The organism is Natrinema sp. H-ect4 (assembly GCF_041894845.1).
In the GTDB taxonomy this organism is placed as follows: domain Archaea; phylum Halobacteriota; class Halobacteria; order Halobacteriales; family Natrialbaceae; genus Natrinema.
This window is the reverse complement of the sequence record NZ_JBHDYC010000003.1, coordinates 108,060-122,965: the sequence shown is the minus strand read 5'-3', so window position 1 is coordinate 122,965 and position 14,906 is coordinate 108,060. Positions and strand designations below refer to the sequence as shown.

The 14,906-nt window shown below is 63.1% G+C and carries 12 protein-coding genes; 7 read left to right on the top strand and 5 right to left on the bottom strand.

The window, feature by feature from the left end; translation table 11 throughout:
- The first annotated feature begins 4 nt into the window (after nucleotides 1-4).
- The gene (locus ACEWFR_RS05935) at nucleotides 5-994 is read left to right on the top strand and encodes a TIGR03617 family F420-dependent LLM class oxidoreductase (protein ID WP_374060161.1); all 990 of its coding nucleotides are present in this window, start codon (nucleotides 5-7) and stop codon (nucleotides 992-994) included.
- On the opposite strand, the gene ACEWFR_RS05930 is transcribed toward ACEWFR_RS05935, so the two are convergent.
- Nucleotides 967-1,965: an MBL fold metallo-hydrolase gene (locus tag ACEWFR_RS05930; RefSeq protein WP_374060160.1), complete on the bottom strand. Its 999-nt coding sequence runs from the start codon at nucleotides 1,963-1,965 to the stop codon at nucleotides 967-969. The two genes, ACEWFR_RS05935 and ACEWFR_RS05930, sit on opposite strands and share 28 nt — an antisense overlap.
- Before the next feature lie 6 nt (nucleotides 1,966-1,971).
- The gene (locus ACEWFR_RS05925) at nucleotides 1,972-3,168 is read right to left on the bottom strand and encodes an acyl-CoA dehydrogenase family protein (protein ID WP_374060159.1); all 1,197 of its coding nucleotides are present in this window, start codon (nucleotides 3,166-3,168) and stop codon (nucleotides 1,972-1,974) included.
- A 195-nt stretch (nucleotides 3,169-3,363) separates the two neighbouring features.
- On the opposite strand from ACEWFR_RS05925, the gene ACEWFR_RS05920 reads away from it, so the two are divergent.
- Nucleotides 3,364-4,137: an IclR family transcriptional regulator gene (locus ACEWFR_RS05920; RefSeq protein WP_374060158.1), complete on the top strand. Its 774-nt coding sequence runs from the start codon at nucleotides 3,364-3,366 to the stop codon at nucleotides 4,135-4,137.
- Between the two features lie 595 nt (nucleotides 4,138-4,732).
- On the opposite strand, the gene ACEWFR_RS05915 is transcribed toward ACEWFR_RS05920, so the two are convergent.
- Nucleotides 4,733-6,106, bottom strand: a complete 1,374-nt coding sequence (locus ACEWFR_RS05915; RefSeq protein WP_374060157.1) for an MATE family efflux transporter — start codon at nucleotides 6,104-6,106, stop codon at nucleotides 4,733-4,735.
- Between the two features lie 603 nt (nucleotides 6,107-6,709).
- On the opposite strand from ACEWFR_RS05915, the gene ACEWFR_RS05910 reads away from it, so the two are divergent.
- Nucleotides 6,710-7,468, top strand: coding sequence for an SDR family NAD(P)-dependent oxidoreductase (locus ACEWFR_RS05910; protein WP_374060156.1), 759 nt, complete (start codon nucleotides 6,710-6,712; stop codon nucleotides 7,466-7,468).
- A 36-nt stretch (nucleotides 7,469-7,504) separates the two neighbouring features.
- On the opposite strand, the gene ACEWFR_RS05905 is transcribed toward ACEWFR_RS05910, so the two are convergent.
- Nucleotides 7,505-8,476: a succinylglutamate desuccinylase/aspartoacylase family protein gene (locus ACEWFR_RS05905; protein ID WP_374060155.1), complete on the bottom strand. Its 972-nt coding sequence runs from the start codon at nucleotides 8,474-8,476 to the stop codon at nucleotides 7,505-7,507.
- A 157-nt stretch (nucleotides 8,477-8,633) separates the two neighbouring features.
- On the opposite strand from ACEWFR_RS05905, the gene ACEWFR_RS05900 reads away from it, so the two are divergent.
- The 4 genes from ACEWFR_RS05900 (at nucleotide 8,634) to ACEWFR_RS05885 (ending at nucleotide 13,801) form a co-directional block, all read left to right on the top strand.
- Nucleotides 8,634-9,152, top strand: coding sequence for a peptidylprolyl isomerase (locus ACEWFR_RS05900; protein WP_098724777.1), 519 nt, complete (start codon nucleotides 8,634-8,636; stop codon nucleotides 9,150-9,152).
- A 277-nt stretch (nucleotides 9,153-9,429) separates the two neighbouring features.
- A complete protein-coding gene (locus ACEWFR_RS05895; RefSeq protein WP_374060341.1) occupies nucleotides 9,430-9,984 on the top strand; it encodes a peptidylprolyl isomerase in 555 nt (184 codons plus the stop codon).
- A gap of 111 nt (nucleotides 9,985-10,095) precedes the next feature.
- The gene (locus ACEWFR_RS05890) at nucleotides 10,096-12,765 is read left to right on the top strand and encodes a PAS domain-containing protein (protein WP_374060154.1); all 2,670 of its coding nucleotides are present in this window, start codon (nucleotides 10,096-10,098) and stop codon (nucleotides 12,763-12,765) included.
- 85 nt (nucleotides 12,766-12,850) lie between these two features.
- Entirely contained in the window at nucleotides 12,851-13,801 is a 951-nt protein-coding gene (locus ACEWFR_RS05885) for an oxidoreductase (protein ID WP_374060153.1), read from the top strand.
- Nucleotides 13,802-13,930: 129 nt separating this feature from the next.
- On the opposite strand, the gene ACEWFR_RS05880 is transcribed toward ACEWFR_RS05885, so the two are convergent.
- The gene (locus ACEWFR_RS05880; protein ID WP_374060152.1) at nucleotides 13,931-14,746 is read right to left on the bottom strand and encodes a DUF6498-containing protein; all 816 of its coding nucleotides are present in this window, start codon (nucleotides 14,744-14,746) and stop codon (nucleotides 13,931-13,933) included.
- Nucleotides 14,747-14,906 lie beyond the last annotated feature (160 nt).

The following is a 14,906-nucleotide window of genomic DNA, read 5'->3' as shown; positions in this document are numbered from 1 at the left end:
GAGTATGTCAGACCTTCGCATTGACGCGATGGTGCCCGGACTGTCGACCGACTCCGGCGCGGCCGCCGCGCGCGCCGAATCCCTCGGATTCGATGGCGTCTGGACGCCCGAGATGGACAACGACGCCTTTCTCCCCCACCCGCTGATCGCGGATCGGACGAACACGATCCAGCAGGGGACGCGCATCGCGCTGTCGTTTACCCGCAGTCCGATGGCGCTTGCGTACGCCACGTGGGACCTCGCGCAGTACTCCGACGGCCGGTTCACGCTCGGGATCGGCACGCAGGTCAAGGGCCACAACGAGCGCCGGTTCAGCGTCGACTGGGCGTCGCCGGGACCCAGACTGCGGGAGGTCGTCGAGTCCCTCCGGCACATTTTCGACGTCTTCCAGGGCGAGGCCGAACTGGACTACGACGGCGAGCACTACTCGTTTTCGCTGATGACGGACAACTTCAATCCGGGGCCGATCGACCACCCCGACATTCCGATCTACATCGCGGGCGTCAACGAGTACAACATCCGGCTCGCGGGCGAGGTCTGCGACGGGCTGGCGATGCACCCGTTCAACACCCCCGGCTACACCGACGAGGTCATCGCGCCGACCGTCGCCGAGGGGGCCGACCGCGAGGACCGCTCGCTCGAGAACATCTCGCTCTCCGCGAGCCCGTTCGTCGTGACGGGCGACACCGAGGAGGAACGCGATCGATCGCGGGCGGAGGTGCGCCAGCGCATCGCCTTCTACGGCAGCACCCGGACCTACCACGACGTGCTCGCCCACCACGGCTGGCGCTCCGTCGGCGAGGAGCTACACGACCTCTCGAAGGACCAGCGCTGGGAGGAGATGACCGACCTCGTCACCGACGAAATGGTGGCGACGTTTGCGATCGAAGCGCCGCCCGAAGCGTTACTCGCCCAGGCCGAGGACAGCTACGGCGGCATCGCCGATCGGGTCGTCCTCCCGCTCGATCACGGCGAGGCCTTTCTGACCGAGTAGTAGCGGACGCCGTCACGATCCTCGTACTCGATCCTGTCTCGCGTCTCGAGCGTGCCGAGCGCGCCGAGCGTGTCGAGTAGCTGTGCGGGATGACGGACCTCACCGGTGCGGTTCCGGGTGATTTCGATGGGCGTCGCAGGCCCGACGGCCGCGACCGCTTCGAACGTCTCCCCCGTCAGCTCCTCGAGCGAGGATCGAGTGGTGTCGATCGCACGCTCGTACTCGGTGAAGACGGGGCCGTGCCCGGGGAGGACGCGATCGACGGCTCGCCCCTCGAGTCGGTCCATCGCGGCGTGGAAGGCGTCGACGGCCTCGTAGGCCCCGAAATCGAGTCCGACGTGGATCGCGCCGGGTCGGAACGGCTCGATGAGCGCGTCGCCGCTGAACAGGGCGCGCTCGCCGTTCAGGCCAGTCGCCAGGCTCGCGTGATGGATCTGGTGACCGGGCGTGTGGATGGCCTCGAACTCGCGGCCCGCGACGACGAACGGCTCGCCAAATTCGAACGGGACGGTCTCCTCGGGCGCGAGCAACCGGCGGTTGCGCTCGAGGGAGGCCGTGGCGCGCTCGACCTCTCGATCGATCGCTTCGCCGTGGTAGCCCGCGGACCGGCCGATCTGTCGAACGCCCGCCGCGAGATCGGCAGGTTCGCGCTCGAGTTGCTCGAGGACCGGCTGGGGGGCGTACACCGTCGCACCGGCCTCGCGCAGCAACGGGACCTGACCGATGTGGTCGCTGTGGGGATGCGTGACAATGACCGCCTCGACGTCGGTGGGATCGTACCCCTTTGCGGCCAACTCCTCTCGGATCGTCGCTTCTGCAGGCGCCTCCGGATCGCCGGTGTCGATCAGGGTAAGCGCCGGCTCCTCGAGCAGGTACGCCGCGGCGTGTTTCGGTGGCCACTCGATGTCGAAGTCAAGCCGCGTGACACGGGTCGGTGCGGCCTCGGGCCCCCCTTCCGTCGGGTCTTCCATCGGGATTTAGATGAGTTCCCGGGCGATCGTTCGCTTCTGGATCTCGTCGGTCCCCTCGAAGATGCGGAAAACGCGTGCCGAGCGATAGTTGCGCTCGATGGGGAGCTCCTTCATGAAGCCGGCACCGCCGTGGACCTGCATGGCGATGTCGGCCGCGTCGTTCGCGAGTTTCGCGCCGCGGAGTTTGGCCATCGACTCCTCCTTGCGGGCGCGCTCGCCGTTGTCCATCTTCCAGGCGGCGTAGCGGTAGAGCTGGCGGACCTGCTCGATGTCCGTCGCGAGTTCGGCTAGCTGGAACGAGATTCCCTGCCGGTGACCGATCGGTTTGTCGAACGTCTCCCGTTCGCGGGCGTACTCTACGGACATGTCCAGCAGGAACTGGGCCGTGCCGACGGAGCCGGCGGCGATGTTGATCCGGCCGCCGCCGATCCAGTCCATCGCGGACTGGAACCCCTTGTCGACCTCGCCGAGGACCTGGTCCTCGCCGACGCGGCAGTCGTTGAAGTAGAGTTCGGCATGGGTCCCGGGCGTCATGCCCATCGCGCGGTGGATCGTCCCCACTTCGAAGCCGGGATTGTCGTCGTCGACGAGGAAGCACGTGATCCCGCCGAGATCACCGTCCTCGCCGCTCGTCCGAGCGAACACCATCACGAAGTCCGCGTACGGTCCGTTCGTGATGTAGACCTTTTGTCCGTTGATGACCCACTCGTCGCCGTCTTTCTCGGCGCGAGTATCCATGTAGTGGGCGTCGCTCCCGTGGCCCGGCTCGGTCAGCGCGAAGCAGGTCGTGATCTCGCCGTCCATCAGCGGCTCGAGGTACTCCTCGCGCTGTCGGTCGTCACAGGCCAGCAGGATGGGTGTCGGGCCACCGGCACCGCCGAAGATGGCGCTGTGAAAGCCCGGCGGCCGGTTGGACATGTGTTCGCCGACGATTGCACGAGTGAGAATACCGACATCACCGCCGCCGACCTCCTCGGGCATCGTCATCCCGTAGAAGCCTGCCTCGACCGATTTCTTGCGGATCTGCTCGACGATGTTGCGATACTCGGGGACCTGCCGATGGTCGTCATCCACGATATGTTTCTCGTAGTCCGCACCGAGGAACTCGTCGTACTCGTTCTCGAGCGGCGCGACTTCCTGATCGATGAAGTCTTCGAGAGCCTTCGTGATCTGCACGGCTTCGGACGGTTCGCTAAAGTCCATACCATATCTCATATAACACGATACTTAAATGTTACCGTGTTACAGTCTTTCAATACCAGTGGATACATCGATACGCCCGCATTCAGTCGAGTTAGCCGGTAATAACGCGGAAAAGAGATTTAACACGATTTTTTCATGAGGAAGTGGCGTTCAGTAGAGCGGAACAGTTTTAGTTCGCTTCGTCGAACGGGATGTATGGCAACGTCAGACACTGACGGGGGGACGCGGATCGAAGCAGTGGTCAAAACGCTCGACGTGCTCGAGGCACTGTGGCAGGCCGAGGGAGCCGGTGTGACGGATCTCACCGAGCGAACGGGGCTGGCAAAGAGTACGGTCCATGCCCATCTGACGACGCTGCGCTCGAAGGGGTATGTCGTCCAGGAAGGCGACGAGTACCGGCTGAGTCTGCGGTTTCTCTCCTTTGGCGAACACGTCAAACACGCCGAACCGCTGTACGCAGCGTCCGACGCGCCCATCGCCGAGTTCGCGGACGAAACGGGGGAACGAGTGCTCTGTTCGACACACCAGAACGGGCTCGGAACGATCATTAACATCGGTGAGGGGACTCGTTCGTTCACGAGCGACATCGGCATCGGGACGCACACCTACCTCCACAATTCTGCCGGCGGCAAGGCAATGCTCGCTCACTTCTCCGAGGAACGGGTCAACGAGATCGTCGACGAGTGGGGGCTCCCCGCGTTCTCCGAGAAGACGATCACCGACCGAGAGACCCTCTTCGAAGAACTCGAGACGGTTCGAGACGAGGGCGTCGCGTACACTCGCGGGGAGTATCTACCCGGAATCAATGCGATCGGCGCACCGATACTGGACACCGACGGGACCGTCTACGGGGCCGTCAGCGTCGCCGGACCACAGCATCAACTCGAGAACAAATGGGAGAAGACCGACTTCCAGGATCAGTTACTGTCAACAGCGAACACGATCGAAGTGAACATGATGTTCTCATAGCTGTTCAATGGGAGTGAACAGGGTGGTATGGCATCGCTCGAGACGACAGCACCGGACTCACAGTGAACGACCACTGAGCGAATCGGTTTCGTCACACCCGCGAGCGGAGCCCGTGACGCATTTCCATCCGTCGTCGCGCCGATAGATTACAAACATATGGGCGTAATTCTCTACGCCTTGTCGGCCGCGTTGCTGCGACGGCGACGCGGACCGACCGACAACTCGAACACTCAAGTGCAACCGGACGAGACCGGCAGTTCCCATAAGTAATGGTATAATGACATAGTAGAGAATATAGTAGATCTAGATCACCGAAGAGCGGGGCGAGAGCCGCGACCTGAGAGATCGTTCGATCCCATCTCAATTATAGCCCCATAGACGGCGATACAGCTATATTTCCAGATAGAAACGGAGGAACTGAGTCTACTCGAGTAAATCGATCTGAGAGAACGGCACTAATTACACATCAATAAACATATATAATGTAAAATGTGGCAGTCGTACTAGGTTACCTGTGAGTCGCCAAGCGGTGACGAGCAGAGCGGGGGTTCGGCGTTCGTTCGATCGCGATCACTTCGGACGTGAATCCGTGTGGTTACTTGGCATCCGTCGCTCGCTCGGCCATCATCGCCGCCGCGCCGGCCGCCCAATCGCCCCACAGGAACCCCAGCCCGACGACGAGGGCCCACCACGCGTAGCTGAGCACGATGCCAGCGTACACGCCGAGGAGCCCGTAGCCGAGCGTGACTCCGGCGAGGTACGAGAAGCCGAGCAGAAACAGGGTGGTTCCGGTCAACCGGGCGTAAAACGGCGTCCGCGTATCGCCCGCGCCGCGGAGACTGCCCGACAGCGGGAAGAACAGTCCAAAGAACGGCATCGAGACGCCGAAGGCGCGAGTGAAGGCGGTCGCGTGCTCGAGCGTGGCGGGATCGCCCGTGAACAGCCCTGCGATCGGTCTCGCGCCGGCGACGAGAACGACGCCGGCGACTCCGAGCGTGAGCACGCTGAGCGCCGTGATCGCCAGTCCCGCGAATCGCGCCTCGTCGGGATCACCCTCCCCGAGCAGCTGACCGACGACGATGCTCGCGGCGACGCTGTACGAGCGGTATAACGGCCCGCTGAACTGTTGATACGCCCGCCGGCTGATGTGATAGGCGGCCGTTACGTCGGTCCCGAAGGTTAACAGGAGCGCGTTGAACGGGAAGTTCGCGAGCGACGTGCTCAGCCCCTCCGCGATGTTCGGTAGGCTGACCGCCACGAGCTGGCGCGTGACGGTGAGGCTTCGCGGGCGCGCGAACGAGGGAGTCGTCCGTGGACTGGCCACCGCGGCCGTGATCGCGACGGCTTCGACCGTCCGGCTGACCGCCGTGGCCAGCCCGACGCCGACGATACCCAGATTCGGGAACGGACCGAGTCCGAGCCCCAGGCCGACCGTTGCCGCGATGTTGATGACGTTCGCGCCGCCGTTGACCACCATCGGCGTCCGCGTGTCGCCGGTCCCCTGTAACGACCGCGCGCCGACCAAACCAACGATGCGCATCGGCGCGGCCGCGAAAACGAGCGCGAGGTATCGACCGCCCATCTCGACCACCGCGGGTTCGGCCCCGAGCAGGGCGATCAGCGGACCCGATACCGTCAGTCCGACGAGCAGGAGCGGCAGACCCACCAGAAATCCGATGACGAACGCCTGAGTGATCGACCGGTCGCGGGTCGATTCCGCCCCCCGTCCCGTATCCTGACTCGAGAGGGCGATCGCACCGGTCCCGAGCCCGAGACCGAGCCGCAGCGGGAGTTGGGCGTAGAGATCCGCCAGCCCGACCGCGGCGACGGCCGCGGGCGAAAACAGACCGGTGACGATGATGTCGACCGTCCGCATCAGCGTGTTGAACGTCTGCTGGACGGCGAGGGGCCACGAGAGCGAGAGCGTCCGCCGCCAGACGGTCCGGACGCGACCGCTGAGTTCGGCCATACACCGTCGGCGACGGCCATCGGCCGAATCAAGGTGTCGGTCCGGGCAAACGCCGAAGGGATTCGTCGATGCTATCCTGCCATATACATATGTAGTTTATAAAAGTGATATTTCTAGCAATAGAAGCGCAGAGGTGTGTCGACTCGAGTAAGAGGTAGCCAAAATCGATATCGGTCGATAAGGACCGAATAACACACTTATAACGATTCTAACCGTGAAGAGACCGGTCGTGGGAGTACGCACTCCTCGAGTTCGCGAGAAGACCAGTTTCAGCAGTTTCGAGTCGTCTACCGAGAATTTCCCGTCAATTCTCGCCGCTCGAGTCGGGAGGAGACTGACGGAACAAACAGTATACTATGAGTTTCGATACGTTATGAGTAGTATCAGTATAGATATCAGAAGAGGACTCTGTGATTCCCGGATGGTGCGTTTACCGATCACGAGGCGGACGGTCACGGGTAGGCCGTGGAGACGGCACCGACCGACCGATCACGGTGAAGAAGTTTCCACTGTTCGGTAACTTCCAATCATATATGAACAGAATGATTCCCGAACACGGTAATTATGAACGATTTTATGTAGCAGCCGTTCGATGCGAGACGTATGCGACTCGAAGACAAAACCGTAGTTATCACGGGTGCGGCGTCGGGGATCGGTCGGTCGACGGCCGAGCGCTGCGCCGAAGAAGGGGCGCGCGTCATCGTCACCGACATCGACACCGAGGGGGGACAGGCGGTCGCCGAGGCCATCGAGGACTCCGGCGGCGACGCCGAGTTCCACGAACTCGACGTAACCGACAGCGATCAGTTCCACGCGGTCGTCGACGCGGTCGCCGAGGACGACGGACTGGACGTGATGGTCAACAACGCCGGGACGGGCCATCCGGCCGGCAGCCTCGAGACCCTCGAGGACGACCTCCGTGACTTCGTCATCGACATCAACGTCAAGGGCGTCTGGAACGGCTGTCACGCGGCACTCCCCCACCTCAAGGAACAGGGCCACGGTGCCATCGTCAACGTCGGCTCGCTGGCGAGCATCCTCGGGCTCCCGAAGCAGTCCGCCTACTCGATGAGCAAGGGCGCGGTCCTGAACATGACGCGGGCGGTCGCCTCGGAGGCCGGCCCGTACGGCGTCCGCGCGAACACGGTCTGTCCCGGTTTCACCGAGACCTCCCTGCTCGATCAGTATCTCGAGGACCAGGCGGATCCCGAAAAAGCTCGCGAGCGAATGATTCAGCAGTATCCGCTCAAACGCCTCGCCGAACCCGAGGAGATCGCGGACGCGATCCTCTTTCTGGCCAGCGAGGAATCCTCGTTCGTCAACGGCCACGGACTCGTCGTCGACGGCGGCTTCTCGGCCTGAGACGGCCCGTTTGCTCGCCCCAAGACCTGCGGTCGGTCACTCCTCACGGACTAGCGCCACGCTCGCAAGCTGGTCCCCCGTGGTCACGGTCGCCTCGCGGGTGAGCGCGTAGAGCACCCCGTCGCGGTCCGCGCTGGCGTCATGGAGCGGCTCGTACGTCGCCGGATGATAGACCGTCCCGATAGCCGTTCCCTCGGAGATGGACTCGCCGACCTCGAGCGACGGAGCCGGCCGGAAGAGCCCGGAGTCGTCGGCGGTGACCTGCCCGAGGTGGTTCCGGGCGACGATCGGGTCGCGCTCGGGGATGTCACCGGGGAGGAGACGGAGATACCGGCAGACGTCGAGCAGGCCGTCGACACCCTCGTCGACGACGTCCTCGAGGATCTGCTTGTTGTGCGCGAGTTCGGGCGTAATCGCCGGGATCCCTTCCTCGGCGGCGGCCACCCGGAGCTTTCCCGCGAAACCGCGGTGGTGCCACTCGTCGGGAGCGTCTTCGTCGGCCTGTTCGGACAGGAGGAGGTCAGTTCCGAAGGCGTCGGCAAGGCTGCGAGAGCGCTCGTCGTCCTCGCGGTAGACGACGTGGGGGAGCATGTTGGGGCTCCCCGTGTGGAGATCGACGAGGGCGTCGGCCGCCGTGACGAACTCCCAGAGCTGGGCGGCCATACGCTGGTGGAGGCTCCCGTTGCTGTCACCCGGCCAGATCCGGTTCATGTTCGGGTTGACGCTGTCGAACTGTTCCGGCGTCGTGTAGGAGACGCGATCGAAGGTGAGCGGATTCGCGACGGGGACGGCGATCACGGTCCCCGATAGCGACTCGAGCGGGAGTCGATCGTGGAACCGCCGCAGCACCTCGGTCCCGTTGATTTCGCGGCCGTGCTGGGCTGCCTGCACATACAGCGTCGGGCCCGATTCGTCGCCGCGATAGGTGTGGACCGTCGTCGTCAGTTCCACGCCTGAGGGCAACCGGGCGAGCGTGATTCGCTCGGCCGTGTGCGTGCCTGCGCTCATGTCACGCCGTTCCACGTCCGGCGGTATGTACCTGCGGCAGGCCGTCGGTGGCCGGTACCGTCACGGTCGGTGACTGGTCGGCGAGTCTCGAGCAGTCTGCGACGGCTCGCGGCTCGAGACCACTACCGTTTTCACTCGTCCTGCCCTCTCTAAATGTATGGGAGACGTTACTGCTACCCTGCACACGAACGAGGGCGATATCGAGGTCGAACTCTACGACGAGCGCGCGCCGCGGACCGTCGACAACTTCGTCGGTCTCGCGACCGGCGGCAAGACCTGGGAAGACCCCGAAACGGGCGAGGAAGTCGACGGTGAGCCGCTGTACGACGACGTGGCTTTCCACCGCGTCATCGAGGACTTCATGATTCAGGGCGGCGACCCGACCGAGACCGGTCGCGGCGGCCCCGGCTACCAGTTCGACGACGAGTTCCACGACGACCTGCGCCACGACGACGAGGGCGTCCTGAGCATGGCCAACTCCGGTCCCGACACCAACGGCTCGCAGTTCTTCATCACGCTCGGTCCTCAGCCCCACCTCGACGACCGACACTCCGTCTTCGGCAAGGTCACCGACGGCATGGACGTCGTTCGCGAGATCGGCGACGTCGACACGAACGCCAACGACCAGCCGAAAGAAGACGTCGTCCTCGAGTCCGTCTCCGTCGATTACGAGTAACGCGTCGATCGACCGATTGCGGACGATTTTCCGGCTGTTCGTGTGCTCGACTCGAGCGCAATCTACCATCCATCACCGGTAGGGAATCCGATATGGTTACTTCGGTGCCACGCCAACGAGCGGTATCACTTGCCATCGACGAACGGTACTAGCTGGAACCGCCTCGAGTCTCGCCCTGGCGCTCGCCGGCTGCGCGGGGGATGATTCGGAAGACACGGAACCCGACGCGAGCGGGTCGTCCGAAGCTGGGGCTCCGAGCGGAGGGACGACGGCAACGATACGCACGAGCGAGGGCGATATCGACATCGAGCTCTACAACGAGCGCGCACCGCGGACCGTCGAGAACTTCGTCGGCCTCGCGACGGGTGAGCGTGCGTGGATCGATCCCGAGACGGGTGACACCATCGAGGGCGAACCGCTGTACGACGACGTGATCTTTCACCGCGTCATCGAGGACTTCATGATTCAGGGCGGCGACCCGACCGAGACCGGTCGCGGCGGACCCGGCTACCAGTTCGACGACGAGTTCCACCCCGAACTCCGCCACGACGACGAGGGCGTCCTGAGCATGGCCAACTCCGGTCCCGACACCAACGGCTCGCAGTTCTTCATCACGCTCGGTCCTCAGCCCCACCTCGACGACCGACACTCCGTCTTCGGCAAGGTCACCGACGTCTCCGCGAGCGACGCGAGTGGAGGCTTGGAAGACGAGCGCAGCGAGTCTTCCAGCGGCATGGACGTCGTTCGAGAGATCGGCGACGTCAACACGAACGCCAACGACCAGCCGAAAGAAGACGTCGTCCTCGAGTCCGTCTCCGTCGACGACGAGTAACTCGAGCGGTATTCGAGGTGCAAACTGCCGTTTTGTAGCATATTTCCTGCGCGACGTCACGGACTGTATCGATGCCGTGAGTGACCGAGACGTTATATCACCTGCGCGACTATGGGCTGTCGAATGGGCACATCTTCGCCGACTGATGTGGATCTCCACGCGCGTCTTCGCCGACAGGAGGTCATCACCGAATTGAGCCAGCAGGCGCTGGCGGGGACCGATTTCGATGGGCTCTGCCACGATGCGACGGCTGCCGTCGCCGAGACGTTAGATACTGAGTACTGTGTCGTCCTCGAGCGGGTACCGGACGGAAATGAGGGCGTCTGCAGAGCGGGCGTCGGCTGCACGGCAGGGGTCGTCGGGAACGCGACCGTCGTGATAAACCGAGACTCGCGGTCGGCGGAGTCCAGCCCCGCCGAGGAGCCCGTCGTCGTCGACAACCTGCGCGCCGACGAGCGAACGAGCGGCCCAGCGTCGCTCACCGATTTCGACATCGTGAGCGGTGTCAGCGTCCCGATCGGTACAGACGACGAGTCGTGGGGCGTCCTCGAGACGTACACGACGGACCAGCGAGTGTTCACCGAGTTCGACACCGACTTCGTGGGACGTGTCGCGGACGTCCTCGCCTCGGCCGTCGAGAACGAGCGGGCACACGCCGAACGCGAGGAGTTGTTCGGCCGGATCTCGGACGCCTTCTTCGCGCTCGACGAGGAGTGGCGGTTCACCTACTTCAACGATCGCGCACACGAACTGATCAACCCCGAGGGGCGTGAGCTGATCGGCACGGAAATCTGGGAAGAGTTCCCCGAAGCCAGCGAACGGGCGTTCAAATCGGAATACGAACGGGCGATGGCCGAACAGGAGACCGTCACGTTCGAGGAGTACTACCCCGAGCCGCTCGACGCGTGGTTCGAGGTTCGCGCCTATCCGTCGGCGACCGGCCTCTCCGTCTACTTCCGCGACGTTACCGAACAGCGTGCGCGCGAACGAACGCTCGAGGAGTCCGAGCGCCGCTACCGGGCGCTGGCCCAGCACTTTCCGAACGGTGCCGTCGGCGTCTACGACCGCGATCTCGAGTATACGCTGACCGAAGGTACCATGCTCGGCGAGGTGCTCCCGTCCGCAGACCGACTCGAGGGGAGCCGAATGCCCGACGTGTTCCCCGACGAAACGGTCACGGACCTCGAGCCGCTGTTCCGAGCGGCCGTCGAGGACGGCGAAACTGACAGCACGGAGACGGCGTTCGGCGGCCGAAACTGGCGCGTCTGGGCGACGCCGCTCCGCGACGGGAACGGAGACATCTTCGCCGGGCTGAGTTTCACACAGGACGTGACCGAACAGGTCGAGCGCGAGAACCACCTCGAGCGCTACGAAACGATCGTCGAGGTCGTCAACGACGGCGTCTACGTCGTCGACGAGGACGGACGGTTTACCATGGTCAACGAGACGTACGCCGAGATGCTCGGCTACACCCCCGACGAACTCGTCGGCACGGACGCGTCCGCGGTCGTCGACGACACGGTGGCCGGGAAGATCCGGGAACTGGAAATCGCCACCGCGGATACGGACGTCGAGTGGCCCTCCGTCGAAGCCGAACTTCGGACGGCGGACGGCGGGACGCTTCCCGTCGAGGGGACCTTCGCAATGTTGCCCGAAGACGACAGTCGATGGCACCGGGTGGGCATCGTCCGAGACATCAGCGAGCGAACGGCCCGGGAACGCCGGCTCGAGGAGTCCGAACGTCGCTACCGAACACTCGTCGAGAACTTCCCGGAAGGCGCGGTCGGCCTATTCGACGAGACCCTCACGTACACGGCCGTCGGCGGGCAACTCCTCGATACGGTCGGCGTTGCCACGGAAGACCGCGTCGGGAGCAGCATAGACGAGCTCCATCCGGACGGCCTGATCGACGAGATCGAGCCGTACTTTCACGCGGCACTCGACGGAGAGACGAACTCCTTCGAAGTCGAACGGTACGGCCGTCACCTGTACGCCCACACGCTCCCCGTCAGGAACGGCGACGACGAGATCTTCGCGGGCATGGTCGTGGTGCAGGACGTCACCGAGCGCCGGGAGTATCAACGAAAGCTCGAGGAATCGAACGAGCGCTTAGAGCAGTTCGCGTACGCGGCCTCCCACGACCTGCAGGAACCGCTCCGGATGGTCACGAGTTACCTGCAGTTGCTCGAGAACCGGTACGGCGACGCCTTCGACGAGGACGGCAAAGAGTTCCTCGCGTACGCCGTCGACGGGGCCGACCGCATGCGCGAGATGATCGACGGGCTGCTCGAGTACTCCCGGGTCGAAACGCAGGGCGATCCGTTCGAGCCGACGGATCTGAACGCAGTGTTCGAGAACGTCCGCGAGGACCTCCAGATACAACTCGAGGAGAGCGGTGCCGAGATCACCGTCGAGGACCTGCCCCGCGTCGAGGGCGACGCCAGCCAGATACGACAGGTGTTCCAAAACCTGCTGAGTAACGCGATCACGTACAGCGGTGACGAGCCGCCGCGGGTCCACGTCAGTGCCGACCGGCGGGGAGACGAGTGGGTGCTCTCGGTCCGCGACGAGGGGATCGGCATCGACCCGGCTAATCAGGATCGGGTGTTCACCATCTTCGATCGGCTCCACAGCCGCGAGGAGTACGAGGGGACGGGTATCGGGCTCGCGCTCAGTGAACGCATCGTCGAACGCCACGGCGGCGAGATCTGGGTCGACTCCGAGCCCGGGGAGGGCGCGACGTTCTCGTTCACGCTGTCCGCCTCGCAAGAGCGGGAGTAGTACCGCAATCTCGCCCGTCCCGACCGAGCGCCTTCCGGATCACCCACGGCGCACCCATTTAGGGCACGGGCGGTATAGAACGCCTATGAGCTGGACAGCCGACGATATTCCCGAACAGGACGGCCGAACGATCGTCATCACGGGCGCGAACAGCGGCATCGGCCTCGAGGCCACCCGCGAACTCGCGCGCAACGGCGCGACGGTGATCATGGCCTGCCGGAGCGTCGAGCGCGGCGAGGACGCGGCCAACGGCGTTCGCGGCGAGATTCCCGACGCCGACCTGCGTGTCGAGGGGTGCAACCTGGGAGACCTCGAGTCCGTTCGGTCCTTCGCAGCGGGGCTCGAAGACGAGGCGATCGACGTGCTGATCAACAACGCGGGAGTCATGGCGATCCCGCGCTCGGAGACCGCGGACGGCTTCGAGACCCAGTTCGGCGTCAACCACCTCGGTCACTTCGCGCTCACCGGCCTCCTGCTCGAGAGTCTAGCGACCGACGGCGAGGAGCCCGCGCGGGTCGTCACCGTCTCGAGCGGGGTCCACGAGAGCGGCGAGATCGACTTCGACGATCTTCAGCATGAGGAGTCCTACGACAAGTGGGAGGCCTACGCCCAGTCGAAGCTGGCGAACGTCCTGTTCGCGTACGAACTCGAGCGACGGTTCCTCACCGCGAATACGAACGCACAGAGTATGGCAGTGCATCCCGGCTACGCGAACACGCAGTTGCAGTACCGCGGGCCCGAGCAGAGCGGGAGCCAAGTTCGGAAGGCGGCGATGAAACTGATGAACACGGTGGTCGCGCAGTCCGCCGAGATGGGTGCGCTCCCGACGCTGTACGCCGCGACCGCGCCCGACGCCGAGGGCGGCGCGTACTACGGCCCCGGCGGCTTCCAGAACATGCGTGGCACGCCCGAGCGACAGGCCTCCTCGGATCAATCGTACGACGAGGAGACGGCCCGTCGGTTGTGGGCCGTCTCGGAAAACCTGACCGGCGTCACGTACAACCTGCCGGAGCCGAAGGAGGAGGTGCCGGCGTAATCGAATTACAGTTATTCTCGAGCGAATGGCTCCGTTGAATTCACGCTCTCGCCATCGGAGTTCTCAAGTGACTGCACGACTAGAGAGACGCAGCGCAAGAAGAGAGGCACGTGCAATGATTACCGACCATCACTTACCTGTTTGTGGATCATTGGGGGTGAACCAGCGGGCAAGGCCATCGGACTGGTCGATCCAGCGTCCCCCATAGATTGACCACTCCATCGTGAGCTTCGCAAAAACCGCGAGCAGGGGAATCCCGCTCTCGATAGCGCTTTTCGCGTCGAACACGATAGCCACTGGCCAGAGTAGTAGCGGGACTACGATTTGTACAACGACCCCCACAACTATCCAAAACCCGATCTGCCGAGCCGGGATTTCAGCGATCATGGGTGCTGAGAGGGTTTTGTACGTGTGATGTACGAAAAAATGACGAACAAATAGAAGTTGTGAGACGAGCAGTACAAGTCCATTGAGGAGAAGTACGGGAGAGGATGTCGCTACTATGGCGGCTAGCCCTTCGCCGAAAAGGGGCCGTCCCTCGGCACCGGTCTCGACTGGTTCGGGATACGAAAAGATGATCAGCAGTACCGAGAGAGACCACCAGAAAACGATCCCCCAGACGAACTGTCCGACAGCGTATGGAACGTTTCGGCGGTATAGTGGTGGCAGCCAGTCGACCGGCTGTATGATACCCGACCGTGTATCCAAAAGCGGAATATTGAGCGTCGGTGGGTTGAAATCCCGATCATCCGGTCTCGGTTCTCGACTCGCAAAAAGTACCAGTCCACTGTAGAGGATGACAATGAATCCGACCTCGAGCCAATACACGAACAGCACTTCATGCAGTTGCCATCCGAGAACTGCGATTCCAGCAAGAGGAAACAAATTACCAAGAAGAAGAAGAGGAAGACTTTCGCGAGGATTTATCTTTGGTTCGGATCTCATCAGTGAATCGTGTAATTGATCACCTTATAAATTTTTTTGTTTTATCCATATACGTTATATATGGTAAAGATACTGTCACGATACCATCCTACTGGAGAGAATAGAAGAAAAAGCCAAGAGAGTACAGTTAAATAAGGAATTGTATTCCATTTTGTTATTT